Genomic DNA, 24,701 nt, shown 5'->3' on the forward strand with positions numbered 1-24,701 from the left:
ATGGCCCGCGTACCCTTTTTTGGCCCCATGCTGCTCGGCCTGCTCCTGCTCATGCCGGGAGCCATGACGGGCTGCGGGGTTATCGTCCGCGGGGTGGACCGGGGGGTCTCGGCCACGGCCAACTCCGACCTGTTCCACCAGGGGCGCCACGGGGAACTCACAGAACAGGAAGAGACCTGGGCCAAAATCGCCTGGCGGTACTTTGAGAACAACCACAACCCCAAGACGGGGCTTGTCAACTCCGTGGACCGCTACCCGGCCACCACCATGTGGCACACAGCGGACTACCTGGGGGCCATGGTCTCGGCCCGGGAGCTCGACATCATCACCCCGTGCGAGTTTGACGAGCGGCTCAGCCGCCTGATGCACTTTTTCAACACCATGCCCCTGTGCTTTAACGAGCTCCCCAACAAGGTCTACAACACCCAGACCGGGGCCATGGTGGACTACACCAACCAGCCCGGGGAGGTGGGCTGGTCGGCCATGGACCTGGGCAGGCTTCTGTCCTGGCTCTACATCGTCAAGTGCCGCTACCCCATCTACTCGGAGTACATCGACAAAGCCGTGCTCCGCTGGACCTTCTGCCGGGTGGTGGACAACTGCGGGACCCTCTACGGCGGCCTCAAGGTGCACAACGCCGCCAACACCTTCCAGGAAGGGCGCCTGGGTTACGAGGAATACTGTGCCAGGGGCTATCAGCTCTGGGGGTTTGACACCACCCAGGCCTCCCGCATCGAGCCCTATGAAAAGGCCACCCTGTACGGGATCGAGTTTCCCTACGACAGCCGGGACGTCCGGGAGACCGGCACCTACGCCCCGGTGCTGAGCATGGGCTACCTTTTAGACGGCCTGGAGTTCAACTGGGACCGCACCGACCAGCGGCAGGGATGGGACAGCATCCACAGCGACACGGACATGGCGACCATCGCCGACGCCATCTACCGGGTCCAGGAGGCGCGGTTTGAAAACGACCACGTCTTCACCGCCCGCACCGATCACCAGGTGGCCGGGCCGCCCTACTTTGTCTACGACTCCATCTTTGCCGCCGGGTACCCGTGGAACGTCATCTCGGACAGCGGCACCTACCACAAGGAGCAGGCCCTGGTCTCCACACGGGCCGCCTTTGCCATGTGGGGCCTCTGGGAGACGCCGTACACCGACCGGCTCATGGAGCTGCTCCACTGCCTCAACGACCCGGAAAAAGGGTGGTACGAAGGCCGCATGGAGAACACCGGGAGCCACATGAAACTCATCACCGCAGGCACCAACGCCGCGGTGCTGGAGACCCTGTTTTACAAGGCCGACGGAAAGCTCTCTGCCTGCGTCGACCCCAATGATGCCTTTCCCAGGCCCTACTACGACCTGAACGTGGAAAACCCCTTTACCGAGGAGGGCAAATGCCTGCCCCTGGAGCGAACAGGATGCGTCCCGTAACCCAAGCACGCCCCCATGGCGGCCCAAACCGCCCGGGCCCGTGGCTCCTTGGGCTGTGCCTGCTCCTGTGGGCCTGGACCGCTGCGGCCGGTCCCCTCTCCGACCCGTCTCTCTTTGAAGACGGCTTCCGCCATGCCGAAGAAGAGGCCTGGGAGCGTGCGGCCCAGACCTGGGTGGCAGACGGAGAGACCCTCCTCAAGCGGTCCCGGGACCAGGAAACCCTTCGCCGGACCGCCTGTTTCAACGTGTTCGCCACCATCGCCTTTGAAAAGGCAGACAACGCCAGGGCCTACGTCACCTGGTCGGCTGCCGTGCGCTACTTCCTGGAGAGCAACACCTCCTGGGAGGCCCAGCAGGAGGCCCTCCGCCAGGAGGCCCACGCCATCGACACCCGGCTGAAGGCGGGCCTCACGGGCAGCCTGCCCCTGTCTGGAAACGATCCCCAGCGGCGGCTCATGGACATGGTGGAGGCCCTGGGCCTTTTGACCTACAGCGGCCCCAAAGCAGGGCTCCAGGTACGGGACGTGGCCGACGACGAGCCCGAGATCCGTGTCACCCGGAATTACTTTCCGAGGCCCCAGGCCCTGGCCGTCCGCGAGACACAGGCCCCGGCGGTACAAAAAGGGGCCCGCCACGGCTCCCTGGACGCTGAGGCTCAAGCTGCGGCACAACCCAAGACAGAGGGCCTGCCGGGCAAGGGGATGATTCCGCCCCCGGGCACCGATACGCCATCTGCAGGGGCCCCGCCTCCGCCCCTGCCGCCGTCCGTAAACGAAGAACCCCTTGCCGTACCACCGGCCCCCGGGGTCCCGGAAGCGACGGCCACCGCCATTGAAGCAGCCCCCAAGGCGTCCCCCATGCCCCTCACCACCCGGGGCAACATCCAGGAAGCCGAGGGATTCACCGCCGAGGAGCTGGAGATCTCCCGCACGGCCTGGCGCTATGTGGTGGAAAACTACCAGACCAACACCGGCCTGGTGAACTCCGTCCACAACTACCCCTACGCCACCCTCTGGGACCTGGGGAGCACCCTGGCCGCCTTTGCCTGTGCCATGCAGCTCGGCATCATCGGGCCTGCCGAAGGCAAGGAGAAGATCACCCGGTTTTTAGAGACCCTCCAGGTTGTGGAGCTCTACAACAACGAACTCCCCAACCGGGAATACATGACGCGAACCGGTGAGATGACAGATTTAGGCAGCAGGCCCAGCAGCGTGGGCAGCGGATGGTCGGCCCTGGACATCGGCAGGCTCCTCATCTGGCTCAAGATCACCGCGGCCTGGTACCCGGACTTTGCCCCCATGGTGGACAAGGTGTTGGACCGGTGGACCTTTGACCGCCTGGTTCAATACCGGGAACTCAACGGCATGCTTTTTAACGGAGAAAAAGAGTGGCTTCGGCAGGAAGGACGCCTGGGTTACGAGCAATACGCAGCCACGGGGGTGGCCCTCTTCGACCTGGATGTGCGAAAGGCCCTGGATTACAAAGAAACGGACACGGTCACCATTCTGGAGAAGAAAGTTCTCCACGACACCCGGAACAAGGCATTTTTCACCAGCGACCCCTTTGTCATGGCCGCCATGGAGCTGGGTCCCATCGACGACACCTTTTCGGACCTCACCCGTAAGGTCTACGACATCCAGCGAAGACGCTGGCTCAAGAGCGAAGAGGTGACGGCGGTGAACGAAGACGCCGTGAACAAGGCACCCTGGTTTGTCTACAACAATGTCTATTACGAGGGCACCCCCTGGGCCTGCGTCACCCACGATGGTGCCCCGGCCGATGCCTTTTTCTCCCTCTCCACCAAGGCGGCCCTGGGCTGGAGCGTCCTTTTTGACGACGCCTACGCCACGGCCCTTCGCCAGGCCGTCGTGGGCCTGAAGCACCCCCGCTACGGATTCTATGCGGGGAGGTACCCGGACGGCACCATCAACACCTCCCGCAACATCAACACCAACGCCGTCATTCTTGAGGCGATGCTTTACATGAAACGAGGGTCCACCCCATTTTTAACACAAGGAGTCTTTCCATGATCAACACCATCAACCTCAACCTCAACTACGACGACCCCATTAAAATCGCCGAAAGCATCTACTGGGTAGGCTTTTACGATGAGGAAACCGGGCTGCACTGCAACCCCTACCTCATCGTGGACGGCGACGAAGCCGTGGTCATCGACGGAGGCAGCCGTCCCGATTTTCCCACGGTCATGACCAAGATCCTTAAAACCGGCACCAACCCCTCGGCCATCCGGGGGCTCATCTACCACCACTACGATCCGGATCTCTGCGGCAGCGTCTCCGATTACGAAGACATCATCGAACGGGATGACCTGCGCATCATGTCGGCTTTGGAGAACAACTTCTTCATCCGGCACTACGGCCCGTCCTCCACCCTTGTGGACATCGCAGACTACAACGACCGATTCACTTTTTCGTCGGGACGCGTGCTGGAGTTCATCCGAACCCCGTATGCCCACAGCGCAGGCAGCTTCATCACCTACGACGAGTTGAGCGGCGTGGCCTTTACCAGCGATCTGTTCGGCAGCTACGCCCGGCAATGGGAGCTCTTCATCGGTTTGGACGACGCATGCAGGACCTGCAACCACCTGGAGGACTGTCCCCAGGGCAGGGACTACTGCCCCATCACCGACATTCTCACCTTCCACCAGATGATCATGCCCTCGGGCAAGGCTTTGAGGCACGCCATCCGGCAGATTTTGAAGACCCCCGCAGGCATGGTGGCTCCCCAGCACGGCAGCGTGATTCCCATGGAACAGGACTTCCGGGCCATCGGAGAGAGACTCATCAACCTTGACGGGGTGGGCATCGACAGGATCATTACAGACGAAGGAGACACCTGATGAACATGGAAGAGCTGGGCTTCCCGGAACTCAGCGGGTTCAAGCTCAAACGGGACATGGCCTACAACGTCTACAAGGCCGCCGTGCGCTACCGTACGGAGAAAAAAGACCACGACCTCAACAACCGGGTGCTCAAAACCATCATCCTGCACTTCTCCCAGTCCCAGCGACAGCTCGCCGCCCTCAACCGCAAGCTTCTGGCTTCCCAGCAGGAGCTGGAGACCGACCTGAAGGCAGCCGCCGGGATCCAGGAGAGCCTGCTTCCCCAGTCCGCACCCAACGTCGAGGGGTTAAACTTTGCCTGGAAATTTATCCCCTGCCAGAGCATCGGCGGCGACATCTTCAACGTCTTTCGCCTGGACGAGGACCACATGGGGCTCTACATCCTGGATGTCAGCGGCCACGGGGTGCCGTCTGCCCTGGTGACGGTCTCGGTGTCCCAGCGCCTCAACGCCCAGAGCGGCATGCTGGTGAAAAAAAAGCAGGACGACCCGCCCCGCTACAGCCTCACCTCCCCGTCGGAGGTGCTCCAGGCCCTGGACGAAGAGTACCCCATGGAGCGGTTCGACAAGTACTTTACGGCGGTCTACCTCATCATCAACTTCAAAACCGGCCACCTGACCTACAGCAACGCGGCCCACCCCGCCCCCATCCTCCTCCACCCGGATGGTCCCCCGACCCTTCTCACCGAAGGGGGAACCATCGTGGGCATGGGGGGCATCATCCCCTTTGAAGAGGAGACCATCCGCCTCCGCCCGGGCAACAAGCTCATCCTCTACACCGACGGCATGACCGAATCCCGCAACCTTCTGGGGGAGTTCTACGGAGACCAGCGCCTCCAGGATACCCTGGACGCCCACAAACACCTGCCCATCGACGAGCTGCTCACCCGCACCCACGAGGACATGATGAACTTCGGGGAGAACGAACCCCTGGGGGACGACGTCACCATGCTGGGAGTTGAGTTTGTGTAGCCCCCGTCTCCCATGGGCCGTCGCGCCAGCCGCCCTGCTTCTCGTCCTGCTGCTCCATGTGCCCTGCCGGGGCGAAACAGCCCAGGAGATTTACCATGCGGCCTTGAGTTCCTTTTCCATGCCCTTGAACGACCTCATGGAAAAAGAGCACGACTCGGAGTGGCGCAACCTCTTTTCCGGATTCAGCGGCAACGTCGCCTTCAACTACCCCCTTGCCGACACCGTGGAAGAGTCCCGGGGGCCGGACGGCACCCAGACCGAATCGGGCTTTCGAAAGGCCACGGTATCGGCCACCTTCAAATACAACCCCCTCAGCTACTGGTTTGCTTCGGTGACCTTTTACGGGTACCTGAACTTCGATGAGAGCAACCCCTGGTGCCCGGACTGTAGAGCTCCCTGGGACCCGGATTTTTCCTACGTCTTCGGCTACGACGACTGGCACCCTTACACCTTCAGCCTCACCTACGCCAACTACGGAGGCAACCGGCTCAACCCGGACAAAGAAAAAGGGGAGAAGGTCACCGACTTTTCAAGCGGCACCTACTCCCTTGGCTGGAAATTCCTCATCCCCCGCAGCATTGAAGAGCTCTTCATCGTCCACCCCACCGGCGGCCTGGGTGGCGGCATCAACTACAACCTCACCCCCACCTACTCCGACCTGGCCTCCGGTGAGGAGAAAAGCTGGAAACAAAGCCTCTCTTTAACCCTCAAATACACCATCTACAAATGGTGGTACGCCACCATCACCTGCTATTACTACCCCCGCCCGGACCAGCAGCAGCCCTGGGACCCGGACTACACCTACGGGTTCGGCTACTTTGACTGGCACCCCGGCACCGTCTCCGTTCAGTACAACAACTACTCGGGCAACCGGTACCCCTGGAACGAATCCCCGGAGGATACCGGCAGCTTCAAGTACGGAAGCATCTCCGTTCTCTGGTCCTGGGTGTGGTGACCCGTGGAGCCCGAATCCAGGGAGCCCCACGGACCGCGTCCTTACTCCGCACCCGCTTTGCCGCCGTTGCCTGAACGAGCCCCCTTGCCCGCCATCACCGTGCGCTCACGAAGCACGATAAAGTAGGCCAGAAGCGCCACCTTCTTCTCCCAGTCCATCTCCTGGTCCAGCACCGAAAGCACGAGGTCCGCCATCTCTGCGGCGTTCTTGGAAACCCCGGAGGCGATACGGATACGGGAGACCCCTTCGGAGAGCTCCTTGAGCAGCGCCTGGTACATCTCGTTGGTGAGCTGGGTCTTGAACTCCGGCACCACGGCGTAGGGGACCACATTGGAGGAGAGGATCCCGGCCAGGCAGAACACCTGCTCGTCCTTGTCTTCCCGGCCTTCCAGGAGCTTTTGCACCTCTTGGGCGGCTGAGTCCGGCTCCATGCGGTTGGAGAGGATGCAGCCCAAAGTGGCATCCACCATGCTCCCCACCTTGCTGGTGAGCTCTTTCATCCGCTCCTGGGACAAGCCGCCCCCGTAGATGGGGTCTTCGGTCCGAAAGGCGGGTAGCCGGTAACGGGTCATGAGGTCCTTCAGCGCCACCTGGCGGTCATCGGGCTCAAGGACGGACCAGAAGTCCAGAAAGGCGTCGGCATGATGGACGAGGCTTTCTGCCTTGCCACCGATGAGTTTGGTCAGAGTCTCCTGCATGTCGTGGTTCATGGTTTGCCTCCAATTCATCCCGTTTTCATAGGGATCGTAGGTATATTCCGGTAAGGGTCCGGGGCCGTGACACGGGCAGAACCGAAGAGGTCGGTCTCCCCAGCGGGTGTCAGCCCGGAGGTGTCGGCGGACCGCGGCGCGTCGGTCCGGCCGGTTGCCAATCGCACCAGGTTCAAGGCGGGCACAGGGCCCGGGCAGGAATGGGAAAGGGAAAGAATCGCTTGTGCAGGTCGCTGGAACAGAGCCCGAAAGGGCTGGGAGCAGGCGCAAACAGGGTCGTGGAGAGCAAGGCGGCGCACCGCCCCGGGAAGAGAAAAAAGAAACCTGTTTTCAATGGGATATATGCAACAATTATATATTTTTTCAATACGTTTGGCAACCGGAGCGTCAGAATACCCATTGACAAAGGGGTCAATCAGGCGTTTAATGGGTGCCACTTATTCTCAGGGCGGGGTGAAATTCCCCACCGGCGGTAAGCCTCAATGGCAAGCCCGCGAGCGCTCTTTCCGGTTCAACACCGGCGAGGGGACAGCAGATCCGGTGAGATTCCGGAGCCGACGGTTACAGTCCGGATGGAAGAGGATAGGATGTCCCCATACGGGGCCTGAACGAAATTGATTTTTTCGTTGTGCCCTGTTTCGTGATGCCTTTCGACGCGTGCGGCATAAGGATGGTCCTTTTGCCCACACCCCTTCCGTTAGCCCTGATTCTGGAAATCCTCGACCCTGGTGCATGATTTTTCGTCTGGTCCCATGCGTGCCTTTAGGAGTCGGGTTAAACATTATCTGGAGGTTTTTCCATGAATCAGAATCTTCTCGAACAGTTTGGCAACCCCATTGAACGGGTTGAAAAGGCCCTTGAAGCCCTTCGAAACGGCAACGGTATCCTTGTTGCCGACGACGAAGACCGTGAAAACGAAGGCGACCTGATCTTTTCCGCCGAAATGATCACCGATGCCCAGATGGCCCTGATGATCCGGGAGTGCTCCGGCATTGTCTGCCTCTGCCTCACCCCGGAGATGACCTACCAGCTGGACCTTCCCCAGATGGTTCCGGCCAACAGCTCCCAGTACGGCACCGCCTTCACCCTCACCATTGAAGCTGCCAAAGGGGTCACCACCGGTGTCTCCGCCAAAGACCGCGTCACCACCATCAAGGCTGCCATCGCAGACGGCGCCCACCCCGACGACCTCAACCGGCCCGGCCACGTCTTCCCCTTGAAAGCCAGGAAAGGGGGCGTGCTGGAACGCGGGGGCCACACCGAGGCCACCGTGGACCTCTGCCGCCTGGCAGGGCTCAAGCCCACGGGCGTCCTCTGCGAACTGACCAAGGAAGACGGCACCATGGCCCGCCTTCCCGACCTGGTGGACTTCGGAAAGAAACACGGGTTCCCGGTCCTTACGGTGGAGGACATTGTCCACTACCGCCGGACTGTGGAGTCCAGGCAGGTGGCCTGATCCAAGCCCTTCGTCCGGGGCCGGCTCAACGCCGCACCTTGTCACGATGACATCACCTGACCTATGACAACCCGAATAAAAAGGGGCGCTGTCCCTCCTCCCGACAGCGTCCCCTTTTTGCTTTCCCCCTTCAGCACACCGAACCGCCCCCTTCTCCCCCAGCCTCAAAACAACCGCATCTTTCCCATACAGTGTTTACCCTGCGCAAATACCTGTGCTATGACCAATAACATCAACCATCCAAGAACAGTACGTATCGCCAACCGGACCACGACATCAGACCGAGCAAGGGCCCATGACCACTTACTGTCTCCACCACCCCCACGACCCTGCCCACTGGAGCTGCCCCCTCTGCGGAGGCACCTTCTGCAATGCCTGCGTAAAAACCAGCACCCATCGCACCCTCACCGTCGACCGCCAGATCACCCTCTGCCCGAGGTGCAACCGGGAGATGGACTGGATAGGTGCCCAGAACGCCATCGTCCCATACTGGGAGAGGCTGCCCCACTTTTTCCTCTACCCCCTGACCGCAAAGATCCTCCTCTTTCTGGGGGTGCTGGGCCTGCTTCACTACATATTTGACCCGGAAAGCCTCCCGGGAATGCTCGTGAGCATCTCCAGTTCGGCCCTGGTCCTCCGGTACGCATACCTTGCCCTGACCACCACGAGCAGCGGAGACCTGACCCCGCCGCCCATGGACGGTATTCCTTTGGGCAGCAGCATCGTCATTGTGCTGAAACAGGGGCTGGTGGCCTTTCTCCTCATCGTGCCCTACGCCTTTGTCGTTACCATCGCAGGGCAGACCGCCGGCTACCTTCTGCTGGTCCTGATCATCCTCTGCGTCCCGGCCATCATTATCCTGCTGGCCACCTCCAACCGGGTACTCCACGCGGTGAACCCCAATGCCTTTATCCGCCTGGCCACCCGCATCGGCAAGGGGTACCTGGGCATGTTCGGTCTCCTCACCATCCTCTGGGGTGCCCCTGCCCTGGTGGTCGGCCGCCTGGCCCCCCATGTCTCTCCCAACTTTCTGAGTGCCCTCACCTGCGTCATCAGCGGGTACTACAGCCTGGTCTCCTACCACCTCATGGGCTACGTCACCCTCCAGTACCATGAATCCATCGGGTACGACGTGGCACAGGAAAACTTCAAGGCCGCCGCCACACCCATGAAGGCCGCAGAAGAAAAAATCGTGGAAGACCCGCAGCTCAAGCAGGTCACCTTCCTGCTGCGGGAAGGCCGACTGGAGGACGCCCTGGCATATATCGGGGAGATCAAGGCACAGAAAGGAGAGTTGCCCACACCGGAGCTCTCGGAAAAATACTTCAGCCTGCTGAACATGCTGGGACACACCGAAAAGCTGACGGCCCACGGCCACACCCACCTTGACGAGCTCATCACCGCAGGAAAAAAAGAGGAGGCCTTAGCCGCCTATGCCGCCTGCATGGAAGCGGACCCGGACTTTGTCCCCTCGGCAGGCATCCTCTACCACATCGGCACCTGGACCAGTGACCGGGTCTCCCCGGAACAGGCCATCGCCATCCTCCAGCGGGCCATCCGAAACCACCCGGACGACCCCATGCTGCCCGCCATCTGGTTCCGGGCCGCCCGCATTTTAAACGACCGGCTTCACCAGCACGACAAAGCGCTGAAGCTGCTCAACGGCATCCTCAAAAAATTCCCGGAGCACGACATCGCCCCCCAGGTGCGGAACTACCTTTCGGTTATGTGATGTAAAGTTAAAGCCTGCCTCCGGCGGCGGGGTGAGCCACCTCGAAAGCAGATTGCCCTGGTTGTTTGTGCGAGCTCGCCCACAAGATTCGAGTTAGCCTTACGTCACCAGCTCCCCCATGGTTCTCTGAACCAGGGCGGTTTCGGCGGAGTCGGGAAACTGTTCCCGGAGCACGGCAAGGAAGCGTCTGCAATGTGCGTCGTCCCCCTTTTGCTTGAAGTGGGTGGCGTGCCGCAGGAGGGCATCGGGAAGACCCGCAAGGTTCGGGGCTTTGCGGGTGAGCATCATGAGAAACCGATCGGCGTCGGCTTCCCGCCCGTGGCCGGGGAAGAACCCGGCAAGGGCAAGGTAGAGGGAGGGAGGAAATTTCACGGACGGAGCCCGTTCCACGTAATCGTCATAGGTACTGAGCACGGCCTCGGGCAGGGCGTTGTGACGGAGCATGGCCGTGAGCACCGCCACGGCCGTCTGATGGTAGGCAGGGTCGTTGGGGGTATTCCGGGCAAGGGTGTAGAGCTGTTCCAGGGCCTTGGGATGCCCGGGTTCCAGGGCGAGCACCGACTCCAGGGCCGTTTTCGCACCGGCCACATCAAGCTGTGCCATGCAGGCCAGGGCTTCGTCCATCAACACGGTAACCCGGTCCTCTTCCGGCTCCGTGTCAAACACCTCCTTGACCTGCCCCTTGAGCACATGGATAAAGAAAAGGGCGCACAGTCCCCCGGAAATCAGCCCGCCGATGTGGGCCATATACGCCACATGAGACACACCTCCGAAGACCAGCTGCCCCACCTCGCAGGCCACCCACACGGGAAACAGAAGCCAGGCATGGGCCCACACCGTGTTGAAATAAAATCCCAGAGAATAGAACACCCGGATTTTGCGCCTGCCGAACAGAAGGGAGAACGCCCCCATGAGCCCGGCAATGGCCCCGGAGGCCCCCACCAGGGGCGTGGTGCTCGTGCTGTACACCAGCCCGAAAAGAACGGCTGAACAGACGCCCGTCACCACATACCCGATGCCGTAGGCCACGCTGCCGATGCCCAGCTCCAGGGCGCACCCCACCAGCCACAGAAAAATCATGTTGCCCACAAGATGGGCCAGGCCTCCGTGGAGAAACATATAGGTTACCCAGGTCAGGGCCCTGGGCTTGTCCGGGATCAGACCCCACCGCCGCGAGGTCATCTTGTTCAGGGAGTCCTCATAAATGTCCCTGTTCAGGCGCCAGCGCCTGTAGCCGTCCATACCCGGGGAGATCACCCGGTTAGCTGTAAGCTCCCGCTGGAACGCGTCATCCTTCACCATCTGGCTGTAGCATTCCGGAAACGCCTGGGACTCCGGGTCCACGGCATGTCGGCATGGCCCACTCTCCCCTTCGTCGCCCCCCAGGTACTCGCGGTAGGCTGTCACCTCGGTCTGATAAAGGCCCGACGCCTCGTAGTGCGCCATGGCGGCGTTATACGCGTCCTGGTCGGCCTGGTTGGTAAAAAAAAAGACCGCGCAGTTCAGCACGATCAGTGAGATGGTGACCACCGGCAGGTTCTTGAGGGTCAGCTTTCCGGTCAGTGGAACGACGAGCATGGGTGCCTCCGGGCGACAGCGCAGATGAAGGTAAATACCGGATCAACGGGCAAACGGGTCAGGGCACTACGGGCCGGAGGGACAAGGGCGGCGGATCAAAGGGACATCCGGGGCGATTTCTTTTCCCAAACCGGCGGAAAAAGCTTACAATGTGATATCGTTCAAAACAAGGGCTGTCAACCAGTGGGGCGGGGGATTTCCACCACAAAAAAAGCCCGATGATCCTCTGTGGGGATCTTCGGGCTTGGGATGTTTCGTGGTGTGGAGCCAATGCGCGGATTCGAACCGCGGGCCTGCTCATTACGAGTGAGCTGCTCTGCCAACTGAGCTACATTGGCTCGACGGGCCCAAAATAGGCGAAAACCAGTGAAGCCGTCAAGAGGAATTCCGCATCCGCCAAAAACCAGCCCTTAGGGAAGGCCAAAACACAGTCCTGAGGGAACTGTTCTTCGAAATCCGCGATTCGCCTCAAAAACACGCACCATATTTCTGGACTTCTGGGTTCAACGGGGATAAAAGGAAAAAGCGCTCTTCTCGGAGCAATCTTCTTCCTCGGCAGAGATCCCTGCCAGACGCGGCCGTACCGGCCATTGAATTCTAAAAAAACCCACCGTCGCCTGTTTCGTTGCGACGAAAGGATTATCACGTGGCATCAATGAAATTTTATGCCGTCGCAGTAGGCCGTGTGCCCGGCATTTACACCAATTGGCCAGACGCTCAATCCCAGGTTTCTGGGTTTGAAGGGGCCATGTATAAAAGCTTCACAACCCGGGAAGAGGCCGAAAACTGGTGCAAGAAACCCTCCTACAACACCGTGGTGCGCAAGCGCTGCAAACCCAAGGAGGCCCCCGTTAAAAAAACGGTGGCACCCCGGCCCAAAGGCGACGGAAAAACCCTGCATATCTACAGTGACGGCGGCGCCATCGGCAACCCCGGCCCCGGTGGCTACGGCGTGGTCATCGTAGACGGCAAAAAGCGCACGGAACTCCAGGGCGGCTACGGCTACACCACCAACAACCGCATGGAGCTCATGGGCTGCATCAAGGCCCTGGAACACATCGGTTCCACCAAACGCCCCCTCATCATCACCACCGACTCCTCCTATGTGGTCAACGGCATCTCCAAAGGCTGGGCCGAAGGCTGGCGAAAAAGGGGCTGGAAAAAATCCGACGGCAAGCCCGCCGTCAACACCGACCTCTGGGCCAAGCTCCTCGATCTCTGCGCCCCCCTTGCCGTCCGCTTCCAGTGGGTCAAGGGCCATGCCGGCCACCCGGAAAACGAACGCTGCGACACCCTTGCCAACACCACCGCCAGAAACGGCAAAAACCTCGAACTGGACGTGGGCTACGTCAAAAACCTGTAGATCCTGCACCACACGCCTTCGAGGCCCCCTGTTCCACCTCCCTCTGTTTCATCCACAAAAAAAGGCCCCCCGGATTCGTATCCGAAGGGCCTTTTTCGATTCCCCCGGCTGCAAGGGGAAAGCTGATTCGCGCGGCATCTCTATCAACAGAAAATCAACAAAGCGGGCAGACCGGTCGCGGTCACCTTACGGGTTAGCCCAGGCGCGCCCAGATCCACTCGGTAATATCCGCCACCACCTCGTCTCGTCCGTTTTCGTTTAAAATCTCATGGAAAAAACCGGGGTACATCTTGAGGGTTTTGTCCTGTGAAGCGATATGGTCCGCCATGTAGCGGGAGGCATCCGGTGTGACAATCTGATCGTCGTCGCCGTGGAGAATCAGGCAAGGATACGCGTACTCCGGCAGTTTGTCCGTCAGCCACCCGGCGCCGTTGATGAACACCTCCCCCAGAAGCTTCTGGCAGGTCTCCTTGAGCACAAGGGGATCTTCGTCGTAGGCCGTCACCACGGCCTTGTCCCGGCAGATGAGTTCGGACAGGGCGTTGGGAACCTTCACCCGGGGCTCTTTCTCAAAATCGACATCCTTGAAGGCCTCAAACAATGGCAGCTGGATCACCGCCGCCCCGGAGAGCACCTGGCCCTTGAGCTTGCCCGGGTATTTCACCCCATAAGCCGCCGTGATGAACCCGCCCATGCTGTGCCCCAGCATAAACACGGGAAGGCCCGGGTTTTCCTCTCGTGCTTTTTCAACAAGCAGATCCGCATCGTCGATAAACGACTGAAAATTGTCCAGGTAGCCCCGCTCGCCCCCGGAGCGCCCGTGGCCCTGGTTGTCGAACCGGTACACCGAACACCCCGCCTCGTTGAGCTCGCTGGTCACCAGGTCGTACCGGCCCAGGTGCTCTGCCAGGCCGTGAACGATGACCACCACAGCCCTGGCGGCTTCGATCCGATTGACGGCCACAAACAAATCCACACCCGGGGTGCTGGACGGTATCGTTGTTTCGACGGTATCACTTGGCATAAGGCGAGCTCCTTCGGTTTGAGATGGTAATCACGGCCCCGTCACCCGGGCCCCTTATGTTCCTACTCCTTTTTCGAAAAAAGTCAAACATCCCAGCCCGGATGTCCCTGGGAACCTTCCGTACATGTCTCTTATTTTTATCGGCATTGCCTGGCTTTGCCACCCACATTTTTTCCTTCCGGAGACGCCTTGCCTTTTTTCAAAAAAAAGCCCCCTGGTGTGGGGTATGTCACACGCCGAAGGGCTTGACAGTACTTCTTTTCCTGCAGGGCAACATCTGCCTTGACACAGGTTCCCTTTCACAGGTATCTGTTCCCTTCCAGGGGCCTTCCACCCCCCGGACATGCTGTTGATCCCCCCGCGTAACGGGGCTTATTTATAACCACGTAAGGAAAAACATGTTTATCCTCAAGACTCTGCTTAAAGTGATTGTCGTCCTGCCCCTTGTTGCCGTGGCAAGCTTCAAGGCCACAGCCATCATCCTCGCCCAGGTATCCTACTCTGCAAGCCAGAACCTGTGGATTCCCATCCTTGTCTCGGTCATCGCCTCCCTTGCCTACCTGATCTGGGACGGCAAACGGGAAAAAGACCGTTTCATAAATCACGTCACCTCACTGAACATCACCCCCGAATACGTGGCAAGCTACGGCGAAAACGGCATTGCCATCGACAGAACCAGCGGAAAAATCTTCGCCGGAAGAATCGGCAAAGGCAAGGTCCTTGAGTTCAGCGACGTCTCAAGCATCGAATGGGAAGATTATGCCATGGGAAACCACATGAAGTACCTCATCCACCTCAACACCAAAGACTTCGACGCCCCCAGGGTCACTGTCGGGTTTTCAAGCAACAGGACGAGACGGGAAGAGGCTTACGCCAAAGTGCGGGCGGCGTTGAATATAAGCTAAGGAAGAAAGGCTGAAAGGCTAAGGGCTGAAGGGGTGAGGGCTGAGGGCTGAGGGCTGAGGGCTGAGGGCTGAGGGCTGAGGGCTGAGGGCTGAGGGCTGAGGGCTGAGGCGGGCGTACACCGGCAAGGCCAGCTTGCATACCCTGATTCTTATCAGCGGAGTCAAAGGCTGCTGGTTGGCCTCCTTGCCCACGCCCGCAGCCCGCCACAAAGAGCACCCATGGAGCGCCGCACTCCCGTGCGGCATTCATGGGCCGGAACGGCCCCGAAATCGCAAAGGCGGCTCTCCATTCCCATCCCCCCACATTCTTATCTAAAATAATCTGTTTCCCACCCACCATTCCCTGTTCACTACCCTACCTCATAAACACGCTTCTCCGGTGCTTTGCCAGATTCTCTTCCCCCGGTGAATACATGGGATTCTTCGGCTCCACGATGGGCTGATGTTCTAAATCAAGCAAGTTGGACGCAGAGTTTCCCGCCGCCCTCATGTGGCTGGAGACAAGAATTCTGTGATGCTTGTCAATCCCAAGCATTCCCTCGTCAAAGGCCCAGTGGCAGAGTTTGCACAGGGAAAGGCCGTTGGTAAGTTTGTTGTTGCGGGTCTCGGCAAAGGGAACGATATGGGCGGCATCCACCACATGGTGTTCCTCCGGGGTTCTCACCCTTATTTTGCACATGGCGCACCGGTGATCGTATTCTGGAAGAAGAGCCCCCCGAAACCCTCGATCCCTGACAATACGCGTGACCGTCACTTCCTTGATTTCATCGGGGGTAAGGGCCCCTTCGTCCAACAGGTAATGTGTATATTTTGCAGAAAGCCTGTTAATTCTGGACTCACTCTGGACCAAAGCACGAATGTCCAGAGCAAAGTAATGGTTCACAACGGTATGTCTCAACGCTTCGCGACTCTGAGCCCCCTGCAGCAGAACATAGAGATTATCATCAAGGCAGGCATGGCTGTAGCAGCTCCGAAGTTTATGAAGGGAATGAATCTCACCGGGCGGAATGAGCCGGGTAACGCCAGGAAGAGGAGCCAGGGCCAGAACCCCGTCACTTTGAAGGCGGGGAAAGGGATAGGCCATGGTCGTTGTTTTGCCTTCGGGAAACAGCTTACGCCAGTACCCGGTAAAGGAATCCACCAGGTCGAGGGAGGGCTCGATGCGATTCTCGGTAATACGCCCGGCCTCCATAAGATCCATGATGGAAAGAAGCAGGAAAGGTTTGTGGGGGGCCTGATGAGCCGTGAATGCATCCCATCGGTTGGGATTCTTATCGGTGCGTAGTTTTGTGAGTTTATGTTTCCAGTAAGAGAGCATGGGCACCAAGATCTTTAGAGCAATAGCAATGGCCTTAAGAGACAAGGCAAGCGCCCTTAAAACACTTTAAATACGGTCAGATTCAATATTGAGATAGATCCACCACAGTATGTACGCTAATATATTTGAAGATATGTCGCTGTATACATTCTAATGTCCATCGCATTCACCATTGTCAAAAAAGCTCATCAAAACATCCCAACCAACCTCATACGGATCATCTAAAAGCTGAAAAGCACGCTGAATACCATTATTCAAAGAAACACACTCTTCATCACTAAAAGAACGTTCGCCAGTATCACTTTTTACATACTCAGAGGCAGGTGTATCAAAATGAAACCCTGGACCGATTAGTTTGATAGTTTTCTTGATCCATCTTTCGACATCTTGAACGGTAGCGTTTGGATGCAAATCAAATCTCATATCCCCCCCTGAGTTAATATCATCAGATAAATTAAATGGCACGTCCGCCCGAACTGCCTATTTGCACATTTAACATCCAAAAGGTAAGATTTTACATAACACCTCAAACTTCAATAATTTTAAGTTACGCTTTCCCCAATCGATACAATCACCAAACTATCTTAGCATAATAAATACAGTACAGACACATATCAAGTCATAAACGCCTCAATTCTTAAAGATCTAAATGACCAATTTCGTTACCGCTAAAGAAACCCCAACAAACTAATATAATGAATTTATCCAACCGCCTTGACCTTTATCCTCAAGAGGACTATTAATTCTTACACTTAATTGGGTATTAATCATAGATATTTAAATTCATGAAAAGCGATATAGCAACATTGATATGATCAATTATCAAAACAGATAAAAACGGGTTGCATTGCGATATAAATTGACAACCAGCAAAGGATTTAATCAAAAGCGATTAAGAACTATTTCCTTAATAAGTTTAGTATGGGTCAACATCAGATCAGATGAAGATCCAACATGTTCAATTGAACAATTATGATTTGCCTGAGTTATTTGGTTCACTAAGGGGCCGAAAGACTAAATTCATTTTATAGTAAAATTAAAAAACACTCTACTAAGCTTAAACTATAAACAGGTAACAATTCATGCGCTCAGTCCAAATTACCCATAGAAATGAAATCCCGATGCCACCTTTGCCTTCAGCATTGGTAGAATCCTTGCGAAACATCGGATATAGGATTGATAGTGCTCTTGCTGATATTATTGATAACAGTATAACTGCTTCAGCTAAGAATATTACAGTTAGATTTTTATGGAACGATGGAGATCCATGGGTGGCTGTTATAGATGATGGCTGCGGTATGAACAGCGAAAGCCTTAAAGCTGCAATGCGCTTTGGATCCACCTCACCCTCTACCCAGCGTACAAGATGTGATCTTGGTCGATTCGGGCTCGGAATGAAAACAGCATCCATTTCGCAGTGTCAAGTTGTAACCGTCTGTTCTAAAAGTGCGGGCAATCTGTCTGCATGCGAATGGGATCTGAACCGAATATCGAGCAATGACCCATCGGGGTGGCTTCTTGGTATTATTAATGAAGCAGCTATAAAAGAGGATCTTCAACTTTCATCAATAGTCGAAGAGCTTCTGGTAAATAAAAACAGCGGAACAATAGTACTATGGAGAGGACTTGACAAAGCTTTAGCAGGTACTGAAAAAATAGATAGTGAACGAAAATTCAGTGAAATAATGGATAACGCACGGTCTCATCTTGAATTGGTCTTTCACCGATTCCTCGCCCCCGACCCAGGTCACAAAATGATTCGAATCGACTTTAACCAATCTCCTCTCATTGCATTCAATCCCTTTGGACCAGCCATTCCTGCCAGACAAGAGCTGCCTGTTGAGTCAATATGCATTAACAGCGAACTCATTAACATCCAGCCGTTTGTCCTTCCACATCGAAACAAGGTAAGCCGTGAGGATTATGACCGGTATGCTGGTGAAGGAGGGTACCTCCAAAATCAAGGTTTCTACGTATACAGAAACCGACGGCTTATTGTAAAGTCAACTTGGTTCAGACTCATCAAAAAAGATGAATTAAACAAATTAATAAGAGTAAAAATTGACATTCCAAACACTCTTGATCACATATGGGGAATAAATGTCAACAAATCTCAGGTTACCCCCCCGGAAGTCGTAAGGAAGCAGCTAAAAAGTATCATCAATCGGATTTCCGGTCGCGGAAAAAATGTTTTCAAACGGAAAGCGGCTCAACTTCGGCCTAAAGGAAAAATAGTTGTCTGGAACAGAGAGATTAAAAATGGCAAAATAAAATACTCTATCAATTCTAATCACCCTCTACTATCAGATATTCTGAACAAAATACCCCCTGAATTTCGAGTTAAAATTGAAAACTCTTATCGCATGATTGCCGAAAGCTTCCCTCATGACATTCATTATAATGATGCAGCAAACGATGAGGTCGATTTCTATCAAGAGAATGACCCGAAAGCGACAATACACCTTTGCACAGAAATGATTGCTGCGATGAAGTCCTGCGGTATCATAGGGGACGAGCTGAGAAAAAAATTAATCGAAACGGAAATACCCGGAGCGACAGAACAACTAATTGACAAACTCATTCGACCAGAGGACAGATTATGTTAGGAATTGACAAATTGATTGATGCTGTTGCACTCATTCTTGAAAAACACGACCCCCCAACAGATGAAGCCCTCTTCGAAATTACCAAAGCACAGGCAATGGTAATAAGCATGACTGATGGTGAAAATTTTAACGATAATATTATTACCCAGGCGGTGAGATCCCTTCAAGCAAGGTTTGTTCATAGAATGCCTATGGGTGCACTTTTCGAGTCAGAAGAATACAGGCCTTGGTTAGCTGAAAGACAAGGTGACATTGACTGGTATTATTGGGAAAGATACAGAAAACACCTTTCTGTTACGAAAGGTTTCTCACCACGTGTTGTAAGAACTCTTGACACGACAACGGACAATATCTTAGACCGCCTTGAGGACCCACACAAGAAAGGAGAATGGGCAAAACGAGGAATGGTCGTCGGACATGTTCAGTCGGGGAAAACAGCAAACTATACTGGCTTAGTATGCAAGGCTGCCGATGCCGGATATCAAGTAATAATAGTACTCGCTGGCCTTCTGAATTCCTTGCGCAACCAGACTCAAGAACGCCTCGATTCCGACTTCATGGGATGGTGTACAAGAGTGAAAGACCTTGTAGGTGTTTCAAGGTTTGGAACCGGAAGGCGCCCCGTATGTTTCACCTCAAGCGTTGAAGACTTCAAAAAAGCAACCGCAAACAGCACAGCCATGAATTTAGATGCCCTGAATGAGCCTGTATTGTTCGTTTTAAAAAAGAACAAATCAACTTTAGAAAATCTTTATGGCTGGCTTTCTGAACACAACAAGCATAACCTTCGTGAATTTTCGATGCTCATGATTGACGACGAAGCTGATCATGCATCTGTAAACACAAACAAAGAGGACAAAAAACCAACAACCATAAATAAAGCCATCAGAGATCTATTATCGTTATTCAGCCGTAGCTCATTTGTTGGGTACACTGCCACTCCTTTCGCAAACATATTTATTGATCCAGATAACGACCATGAAATGGAAAATGGAGAAAACTACAAAGACCTTTTTCCCAGAGACTTCATCCTTAGCTTAGAGCCGCCGGACAACTACATAGGCCCTCACCGTATCTTCGTCGACGACGCAGATATAGACTGCATAAGATCCATCAGCGATAATGAGGATCTTCTTCCAGCCAAACATAAAATTGACTTTATACCCGATATACTACCAAGTTCGCTAAAAAAAGCTGTAAATTGTTTTATACTTGCCCGTGCAATACGTTTGCTTAGAGGCCAGGAGCGTAAACACCATTCAATGATGATCAACGCCAGCCGTTTCACTGATGTTCAAAACATCTTAAAAGGAATCGTTTCTGAACATGTCAAAGAAATACGGCACGCTGTTAAAAATTACGCTGCATTGAGTCCCGAACAAGCTGTTCTCAACAAAGTTCTAAAGAGCCTGTATGATACTTGGTATGAAGAATATAGAGACGCTGTTCCTGAATGGAATATAATCCAGACTTACTTAAAAAAAGCGATAAATCCAATTGAAGTCATCAGCATAAACTCTGTTTCAAAGGATGTGTTAGATTACAGCCCTGACCAATATCCAAACGGACGTTCGCTTATTGCCATTGGTGGATTAGGACTTTCTAGAGGGCTGACATTGGAAGGATTGATGGTCAGTTATTTTCTAAGAAACTCCATCATGTATGATACACTCATGCAAATGGGTAGGTGGTTTGGTTATCGAGATGGTTACGCAGATATCTGTAGGATATTCATGACCGACGAAGCTAAAGCTTGGTATGCTCACATTGCAGAATCTACGGAGGAACTACGGAGCGACTTCTGGTCCATGGAGAAGGCCAAACTCACGCCATTAGAATTTGGCTTACGGGTCAGATCACACCCAACTGCATTGATAGTCACTGCGAGGAATAAAATGCGATGCAGCAAGGACGTCCCAGTAAACATATCTCTTGAAGGCCGTCTGGCAGAAACTAGCGTTGTTTATGCTGATGATAAAATCATTCAGCACAACCAAAAAGTTCTCGAAAAAACAATCCTTTCCGCAGAAAAATACACAGCAAGACAGCCAACTGACTTAGGTTTCTTATGGAGAAGTGTACCGTCCGACATTGTCAAGTCTGCCATTGAAAACTATGAAAATCATCCAGAATGTATGCTGACGTATTCAGAGCCCTTGATCGGATACTTGGAAAAACTATCAACCGAAGGAATGGATACTTGCGATATATTGTTGCGCTCTGTAAAGAGTAAAGACTCTAAACCACATACTATCAATAACGAATTGATAATCAATACTCCGAAACGAACGGTTGCCGTTTTTAATAATTCTAAAATTGAATTCAGCAAGAGACGTGTTGCGTCAAAAGGTGACGAGAAAGTTGGAATCCCCTATGATGAAGTACTCAAAATTCAGAGCGATTTTGCCGGCAAAAATGTTCCAGACCGTGAGTATAGAAAGTACAAGTGGGATCAAGGACATCCGCCACTATTCATGATCAACTTTATTGAAGCAACGGCAAAAGATAATAGTAAGAGCACCTTGGTACCCTGTTTTGGCTTGAGCCTCCCCGGCAACCCCGCTTCTGGTCGAAGACCCGAAAGAACCGTGCAGTACAGAGTCAACACTGTCTGGTGGAGAAAGAACTATCTTGTGGATCAAGAAGAAGAGGACGAAGAAGAATGAAAAATCCTTGGCAAAATATTGACCAGCCCAATATCGACTTGAACGTCCGACTGGTTTCCGAATCACACCCTCTTTCACTTTACTGGGCGCGAGACAACCAAGGAAGATACCTCTTTGTTTACAAAATAATGACGAATGATACTCCTGAAAAAAAATCATTGCCGAAGCTTACAGGAATATCAGTGGGGATTTCACGAGAGCAAAACCATGACAAACTTGTTCTGAGGCTCAATGATACATCAAACTGGGAAATTTTTTTTTCATTATGTACTGACCTAATCAGGGCCACATCAAGCCTTAACAACTTGAGTTATGCTGCAAACATTTTCTTAAGACGGCTCATACGATGGCAAGAATTATTAAAAAAAAAGCGGCTTGGGTTGCTTTCGCCAGAGGCCATAAAAGGACTTATCGGAGAATTACTTTTCATAGAAAAATACGTTGCTCCAGTGTTTGGATGGAATGAAGCCATTATATCGTGGAAAGGGCCAGAAAATGCACCTCAAGACTTTACAGTTCATGAAACAGCTATAGAAGTTAAGTGTCAGACGGGTGGGACTAAGCCAACAATCAAAATAACTTCCGCAGAGCAATTGACTCCACAATTACCTGAGGGTTATCTTGTCGTTTACACAATAGCAACAACTGAGAATGACGATATATCAGGTTTTTCTTTAAATGATTTGGTAATACGAATCAGAAAAAAAATCGAACAGTCCTCAGAGAGTGCCTACGAACGTTTTGAAGAATTACTATTTATGACTGGATACATATGGCGAGAGGAGTATGATGAGACCCTTTTCAAACAGATTGCAATTAAATGTTTTGAAATTAGAGATAATTTTCCCAGAATCTCTCTTTCATCAATACCACTCGGTGTCGAACATGTAACCTATTCTCTAAAATTGGAAGCCTGCAAACCATTTGAAGCAATACCTAACTGGTGGAGGGAACTTTTATGACAGAAGAGGAGTTTTATGTAGATTTCACTCAAGATATCGTTGCACGCTCAGGAACAGAAGAAAATTTCAAAAGATCAATTTACATAGAGTACATGTGTTCTTTTTTAGAAAATGAAGGATATATTAACGGATACGATATCACGGAACATAAAATATCAATAGGAAGAAATAGCCAAGCGGTTGATGCATGGTCCTTTGATGATGAGAGATCTTGCCTCACTTTAATCTTAGCCGATTATCGAGTATCAGATACTATAGAGTCTCTCACAAAAACCCACATAGCGAATGAGTTTAAAAGGTTAAGAAACTTTTTCAAAGCCGCTATAAATCCTTCTTTTTCGAAAACCATTGAAGAATCAAATCCAGTTACAGAGTTGGCTTGGCTGATAGGCAAGTCCAAAAATGAGACCGAAAAAATTCATCTAATACTAGTTTCTAACGCTAAGATAAGTTCTCAAGTTGAAGATCTTCCCAACGAAAATGCATGTGGTTATCCGACTACCTATGATGTCGTAGATTTCGAAAGATTATACAGAATCGAATCATCCGGCAAAGCCCGGGAAGAAATGGTATTAGAATTTGATCAGTTGGAGGGAGGAGGCCTTCCGTCACTTCCTGCATACACAGGCACAGAAGCACTTAAATCATATATCCTCATCATGTCAGGAAAAACACTTGCCGACCTTTATGATACCCATAAAGACCGCCTGTTAGAACAAAACGTACGGACCTTCCTTCAGTTCAGAGGCAAGATCAACAAAGGAATCAGAAACACCATTATCAACGAACCTCACATGTTTTTTTCTTATAACAACGGACTTTCAGCTACTGCGGAAGCCGTAGAAACCAATCACAATGGAAGCAGGGTTCTTAGAATAAAAAACTTTCAAATAGTCAATGGAGGCCAGACTACCGCATCAATTTTCACGGCACACAAAAAAGATAAAGCCGCCTTAGACAAAATCTATGTTCAGATTAAGTTATCAGTTATTGATCCAGAACTTATCGAAGAAGTAGTACCAAAAATTTCAGAATACTCAAACACTCAAAATAAAGTCAATGCAGCCGATTTTTTCTCAAACCATCCTTTTCACTTGAGAATGGAAGAATTCTCAAGACGCCTTTGGGCCCCATCACAAGAAGGAAGCCTAAAACAAACACACTGGTTTTATGAACGAGCCAGAGGTCAATTTGCCAACCAGCAAGCAAGACTCACAACACAAGAAAAGCGCAAATTTTTAGTGCAAAACCCTCGCAGACAAATGATCACTAAAACTGACTTAGCTAAATTTCTGCTTTCTTTCGAAGAAGCACCACACGAAGTCAGCCTTGGTGCACAAAAAGCGTTTTCAGGGACCCCACGGACTACAGGCCTGGTAGGGAGAGTTGCATCCAAATGGGACAAAAATAATGGCCTTGATTTCAACGAAACATGGTTTAAAGAAGCTATTTCTAAGGCAATCTTTTTCAAAGAAGTTGACCGATTAGTATACAAAAGTGAATGGTATTCCGGTTATAAAGCAAACATAGTGACCTATACTCTTTCAAAATTTGCAAATATGGTCAGAAAATCTGGGCTCGAAATTGATTATTGTACAGTATGGGAAAAGCAATGTTTACCTTATCAAATAGTAAATCAGTTCAAAATAATAGCGAAAAAAGTTAATGAAATTTTGTGTTTTCCGCCAGTTGGTATGACATCAAACACAAGCGAATGGGCAAAAAAAGAATTTTGTTGGAGTGAGGTAAAAAAAATCGATATTGAGCTTAATGATGATGTAAGGCCATTACTTATTACTAAAGAAGCACAGATAGAAAAAGAGAGATCCGGAAAAAGTAATCAAGCAATAGAGGATACAATTCATAATCAAACCTATGTTATTCAGAAAGGGACAGATTACTGGAAACAATTTCGAGAATGGAACAGGGCGAATAAAAAACTTAGCCCCAAAGAGTTGAGCATCTTAAATATCGCCTGTTCGGTTCCCAGAAAAATCCCCTCGGAAAAGCAGGCATTAATTCTAATCAATGCAGAGAATCGAGCGCAAGAAGAGGGTTTCTTTTATTCTGGCAAAAAAAATTGATCATATCGAGTTTGAATTTTCACCTAAGCATATAATGACATGATTGGCTTTAGCACTTAAAAATATAGATTTAA

General features: G+C 52.9%; 18 protein-coding genes, 1 tRNA gene and 1 riboswitch. Of the genes, 13 read left to right on the plus strand and 6 right to left on the minus strand.

Features of this window, described 5'->3' with window-relative positions; all coding sequences use genetic code 11:
• The 5 genes from MSL71_RS02865 to MSL71_RS02885 are packed head-to-tail and all read left to right on the plus strand — an operon-like array spanning position 1 to position 6,223.
• Positions 1-1,434: a DUF3131 domain-containing protein gene (locus MSL71_RS02865; protein WP_218950929.1), complete on the plus strand. Its 1,434-nt coding sequence runs from the start codon at positions 1-3 to the stop codon at positions 1,432-1,434.
• Positions 1,422-3,464 (plus strand): DUF3131 domain-containing protein, encoded by a 2,043-nt coding sequence (locus MSL71_RS02870; protein WP_180137156.1) that lies wholly within the window; start codon positions 1,422-1,424, stop codon positions 3,462-3,464. Before MSL71_RS02865 ends, MSL71_RS02870 begins: the two co-directional genes overlap by 13 nt.
• Entirely contained in the window at positions 3,461-4,294 is an 834-nt protein-coding gene (locus MSL71_RS02875) for an oxygen-binding di-iron domain-containing protein (protein ID WP_218950930.1), read from the plus strand. The genes MSL71_RS02870 and MSL71_RS02875 overlap by 4 nt, the downstream gene beginning before the upstream one ends.
• A complete protein-coding gene (locus tag MSL71_RS02880) occupies positions 4,294-5,268 on the plus strand; it encodes a PP2C family protein-serine/threonine phosphatase (RefSeq protein WP_180137157.1) in 975 nt (324 codons plus the stop codon). Before MSL71_RS02875 ends, MSL71_RS02880 begins: the two co-directional genes overlap by 1 nt.
• The gene (locus MSL71_RS02885) at positions 5,261-6,223 is read left to right on the plus strand and encodes a hypothetical protein (RefSeq protein ID WP_180137158.1); all 963 of its coding nucleotides are present in this window, start codon (positions 5,261-5,263) and stop codon (positions 6,221-6,223) included. Before MSL71_RS02880 ends, MSL71_RS02885 begins: the two co-directional genes overlap by 8 nt.
• A 41-nt stretch (positions 6,224-6,264) precedes the next feature.
• Here the strand turns inward: MSL71_RS02885 and MSL71_RS02890 are convergent, their stop codons facing one another.
• The gene (locus tag MSL71_RS02890; RefSeq protein ID WP_180137159.1) at positions 6,265-6,933 is read right to left on the minus strand and encodes a hypothetical protein; all 669 of its coding nucleotides are present in this window, start codon (positions 6,931-6,933) and stop codon (positions 6,265-6,267) included.
• Positions 6,934-7,368: 435 nt separating this feature from the next.
• Positions 7,369-7,521: riboswitch (FMN riboswitch) on the plus strand.
• Between the two features lie 211 nt (positions 7,522-7,732).
• Between MSL71_RS02890 and ribB the strand changes: the two genes are divergently transcribed.
• Entirely contained in the window at positions 7,733-8,389 is a 657-nt protein-coding gene (ribB, locus tag MSL71_RS02895; protein WP_180137160.1) for a 3,4-dihydroxy-2-butanone-4-phosphate synthase, read from the plus strand.
• A gap of 295 nt (positions 8,390-8,684) precedes the next feature.
• Entirely contained in the window at positions 8,685-10,121 is a 1,437-nt protein-coding gene (locus MSL71_RS02900) for a tetratricopeptide repeat protein (RefSeq protein ID WP_180137161.1), read from the plus strand.
• A gap of 99 nt (positions 10,122-10,220) precedes the next feature.
• On the opposite strand, the gene MSL71_RS02905 is transcribed toward MSL71_RS02900, so the two are convergent.
• Positions 10,221-11,699, minus strand: a complete 1,479-nt coding sequence (locus MSL71_RS02905) for a rhomboid family intramembrane serine protease (RefSeq protein WP_180137162.1) — start codon at positions 11,697-11,699, stop codon at positions 10,221-10,223.
• Between the two features lie 262 nt (positions 11,700-11,961).
• Positions 11,962-12,037: transfer RNA gene (locus tag MSL71_RS02910), tRNA-Thr, on the minus strand.
• A gap of 317 nt (positions 12,038-12,354) precedes the next feature.
• Between MSL71_RS02910 and rnhA the strand changes: the two genes are divergently transcribed.
• Positions 12,355-13,062, plus strand: coding sequence for a ribonuclease HI (rnhA, locus tag MSL71_RS02915; RefSeq protein WP_180137576.1), 708 nt, complete (start codon positions 12,355-12,357; stop codon positions 13,060-13,062).
• A gap of 193 nt (positions 13,063-13,255) precedes the next feature.
• On the opposite strand, the gene MSL71_RS02920 is transcribed toward rnhA, so the two are convergent.
• Positions 13,256-14,086, minus strand: coding sequence for an alpha/beta hydrolase (locus MSL71_RS02920; protein WP_180137163.1), 831 nt, complete (start codon positions 14,084-14,086; stop codon positions 13,256-13,258).
• Between the two features lie 398 nt (positions 14,087-14,484).
• Between MSL71_RS02920 and MSL71_RS02925 the strand changes: the two genes are divergently transcribed.
• Positions 14,485-14,991 carry a hypothetical protein gene (locus tag MSL71_RS02925; RefSeq protein WP_180137164.1) on the plus strand — a complete coding sequence of 169 codons (507 nt, stop codon included), beginning with the start codon at positions 14,485-14,487 and terminating at the stop codon, positions 14,989-14,991.
• A gap of 355 nt (positions 14,992-15,346) precedes the next feature.
• On the opposite strand, the gene MSL71_RS02930 is transcribed toward MSL71_RS02925, so the two are convergent.
• Entirely contained in the window at positions 15,347-16,192 is an 846-nt protein-coding gene (locus MSL71_RS02930; protein ID WP_180137165.1) for an HNH endonuclease, read from the minus strand.
• Positions 16,193-16,459: 267 nt separating this feature from the next.
• Positions 16,460-16,732, minus strand: coding sequence for a hypothetical protein (locus MSL71_RS02935; RefSeq protein ID WP_180137166.1), 273 nt, complete (start codon positions 16,730-16,732; stop codon positions 16,460-16,462).
• A gap of 731 nt (positions 16,733-17,463) precedes the next feature.
• Between MSL71_RS02935 and MSL71_RS02940 the strand changes: the two genes are divergently transcribed.
• Genes MSL71_RS02940 through MSL71_RS02955 form a run of 4 tightly spaced genes read left to right on the plus strand, consistent with a single transcriptional unit; the run spans position 17,464 to position 24,627 of the window.
• Positions 17,464-18,915 (plus strand): ATP-binding protein, encoded by a 1,452-nt coding sequence (locus MSL71_RS02940; RefSeq protein ID WP_180137167.1) that lies wholly within the window; start codon positions 17,464-17,466, stop codon positions 18,913-18,915.
• Positions 18,909-21,581: a Z1 domain-containing protein gene (locus MSL71_RS02945; protein ID WP_180137168.1), complete on the plus strand. Its 2,673-nt coding sequence runs from the start codon at positions 18,909-18,911 to the stop codon at positions 21,579-21,581. The genes MSL71_RS02940 and MSL71_RS02945 overlap by 7 nt, the downstream gene beginning before the upstream one ends.
• Positions 21,578-22,543, plus strand: coding sequence for a PD-(D/E)XK motif protein (locus tag MSL71_RS02950; RefSeq protein WP_180137169.1), 966 nt, complete (start codon positions 21,578-21,580; stop codon positions 22,541-22,543). Before MSL71_RS02945 ends, MSL71_RS02950 begins: the two co-directional genes overlap by 4 nt.
• Entirely contained in the window at positions 22,540-24,627 is a 2,088-nt protein-coding gene (locus MSL71_RS02955) for an AIPR family protein (RefSeq protein WP_180137170.1), read from the plus strand. The genes MSL71_RS02950 and MSL71_RS02955 overlap by 4 nt, the downstream gene beginning before the upstream one ends.
• Positions 24,628-24,701 lie beyond the last annotated feature (74 nt).

The sequence above is a fragment of the Desulfoluna butyratoxydans genome, assembly GCF_900699765.1.
Taxonomy (GTDB): domain Bacteria; phylum Desulfobacterota; class Desulfobacteria; order Desulfobacterales; family Desulfolunaceae; genus Desulfoluna; species Desulfoluna butyratoxydans.

What these genes read in the sequence shown, in the direction of transcription:
- MSL71_RS02955 (WP_180137170.1), top strand. Translation starts at nt 22,540, where the DNA reads ATGACAGAAGAGGAGTTTTATGTAGATTTCACTCAAGATATCGTTGCA.
- MSL71_RS02950 (WP_180137169.1), top strand. Translation starts at nt 21,578, where the DNA reads ATGAAAAATCCTTGGCAAAATATTGACCAGCCCAATATCGACTTGAAC.
- MSL71_RS02935 (WP_180137166.1), bottom strand. Translation starts at nt 16,732, where the DNA reads ATGAGATTTGATTTGCATCCAAACGCTACCGTTCAAGATGTCGAAAGA.
- MSL71_RS02925 (WP_180137164.1), top strand. Translation starts at nt 14,485, where the DNA reads ATGTTTATCCTCAAGACTCTGCTTAAAGTGATTGTCGTCCTGCCCCTT.
- MSL71_RS02900 (WP_180137161.1), top strand. Translation starts at nt 8,685, where the DNA reads ATGACCACTTACTGTCTCCACCACCCCCACGACCCTGCCCACTGGAGC.
- MSL71_RS02880 (WP_180137157.1), top strand. Translation starts at nt 4,294, where the DNA reads ATGAACATGGAAGAGCTGGGCTTCCCGGAACTCAGCGGGTTCAAGCTC.
- MSL71_RS02870 (WP_180137156.1), top strand. Translation starts at nt 1,422, where the DNA reads ATGCGTCCCGTAACCCAAGCACGCCCCCATGGCGGCCCAAACCGCCCG.
- MSL71_RS02865 (WP_218950929.1), top strand. Translation starts at nt 1, where the DNA reads ATGGCCCGCGTACCCTTTTTTGGCCCCATGCTGCTCGGCCTGCTCCTG.
- MSL71_RS02890 (WP_180137159.1), bottom strand. Translation starts at nt 6,933, where the DNA reads ATGAACCACGACATGCAGGAGACTCTGACCAAACTCATCGGTGGCAAG.
- ribB (WP_180137160.1), top strand. Translation starts at nt 7,733, where the DNA reads ATGAATCAGAATCTTCTCGAACAGTTTGGCAACCCCATTGAACGGGTT.
- MSL71_RS02905 (WP_180137162.1), bottom strand. Translation starts at nt 11,699, where the DNA reads ATGCTCGTCGTTCCACTGACCGGAAAGCTGACCCTCAAGAACCTGCCG.
- MSL71_RS02875 (WP_218950930.1), top strand. Translation starts at nt 3,461, where the DNA reads ATGATCAACACCATCAACCTCAACCTCAACTACGACGACCCCATTAAA.
- MSL71_RS02930 (WP_180137165.1), bottom strand. Translation starts at nt 16,192, where the DNA reads ATGGATCTTATGGAGGCCGGGCGTATTACCGAGAATCGCATCGAGCCC.
- MSL71_RS02945 (WP_180137168.1), top strand. Translation starts at nt 18,909, where the DNA reads ATGTTAGGAATTGACAAATTGATTGATGCTGTTGCACTCATTCTTGAA.
- MSL71_RS02920 (WP_180137163.1), bottom strand. Translation starts at nt 14,086, where the DNA reads ATGCCAAGTGATACCGTCGAAACAACGATACCGTCCAGCACCCCGGGT.
- rnhA (WP_180137576.1), top strand. Translation starts at nt 12,355, where the DNA reads ATGAAATTTTATGCCGTCGCAGTAGGCCGTGTGCCCGGCATTTACACC.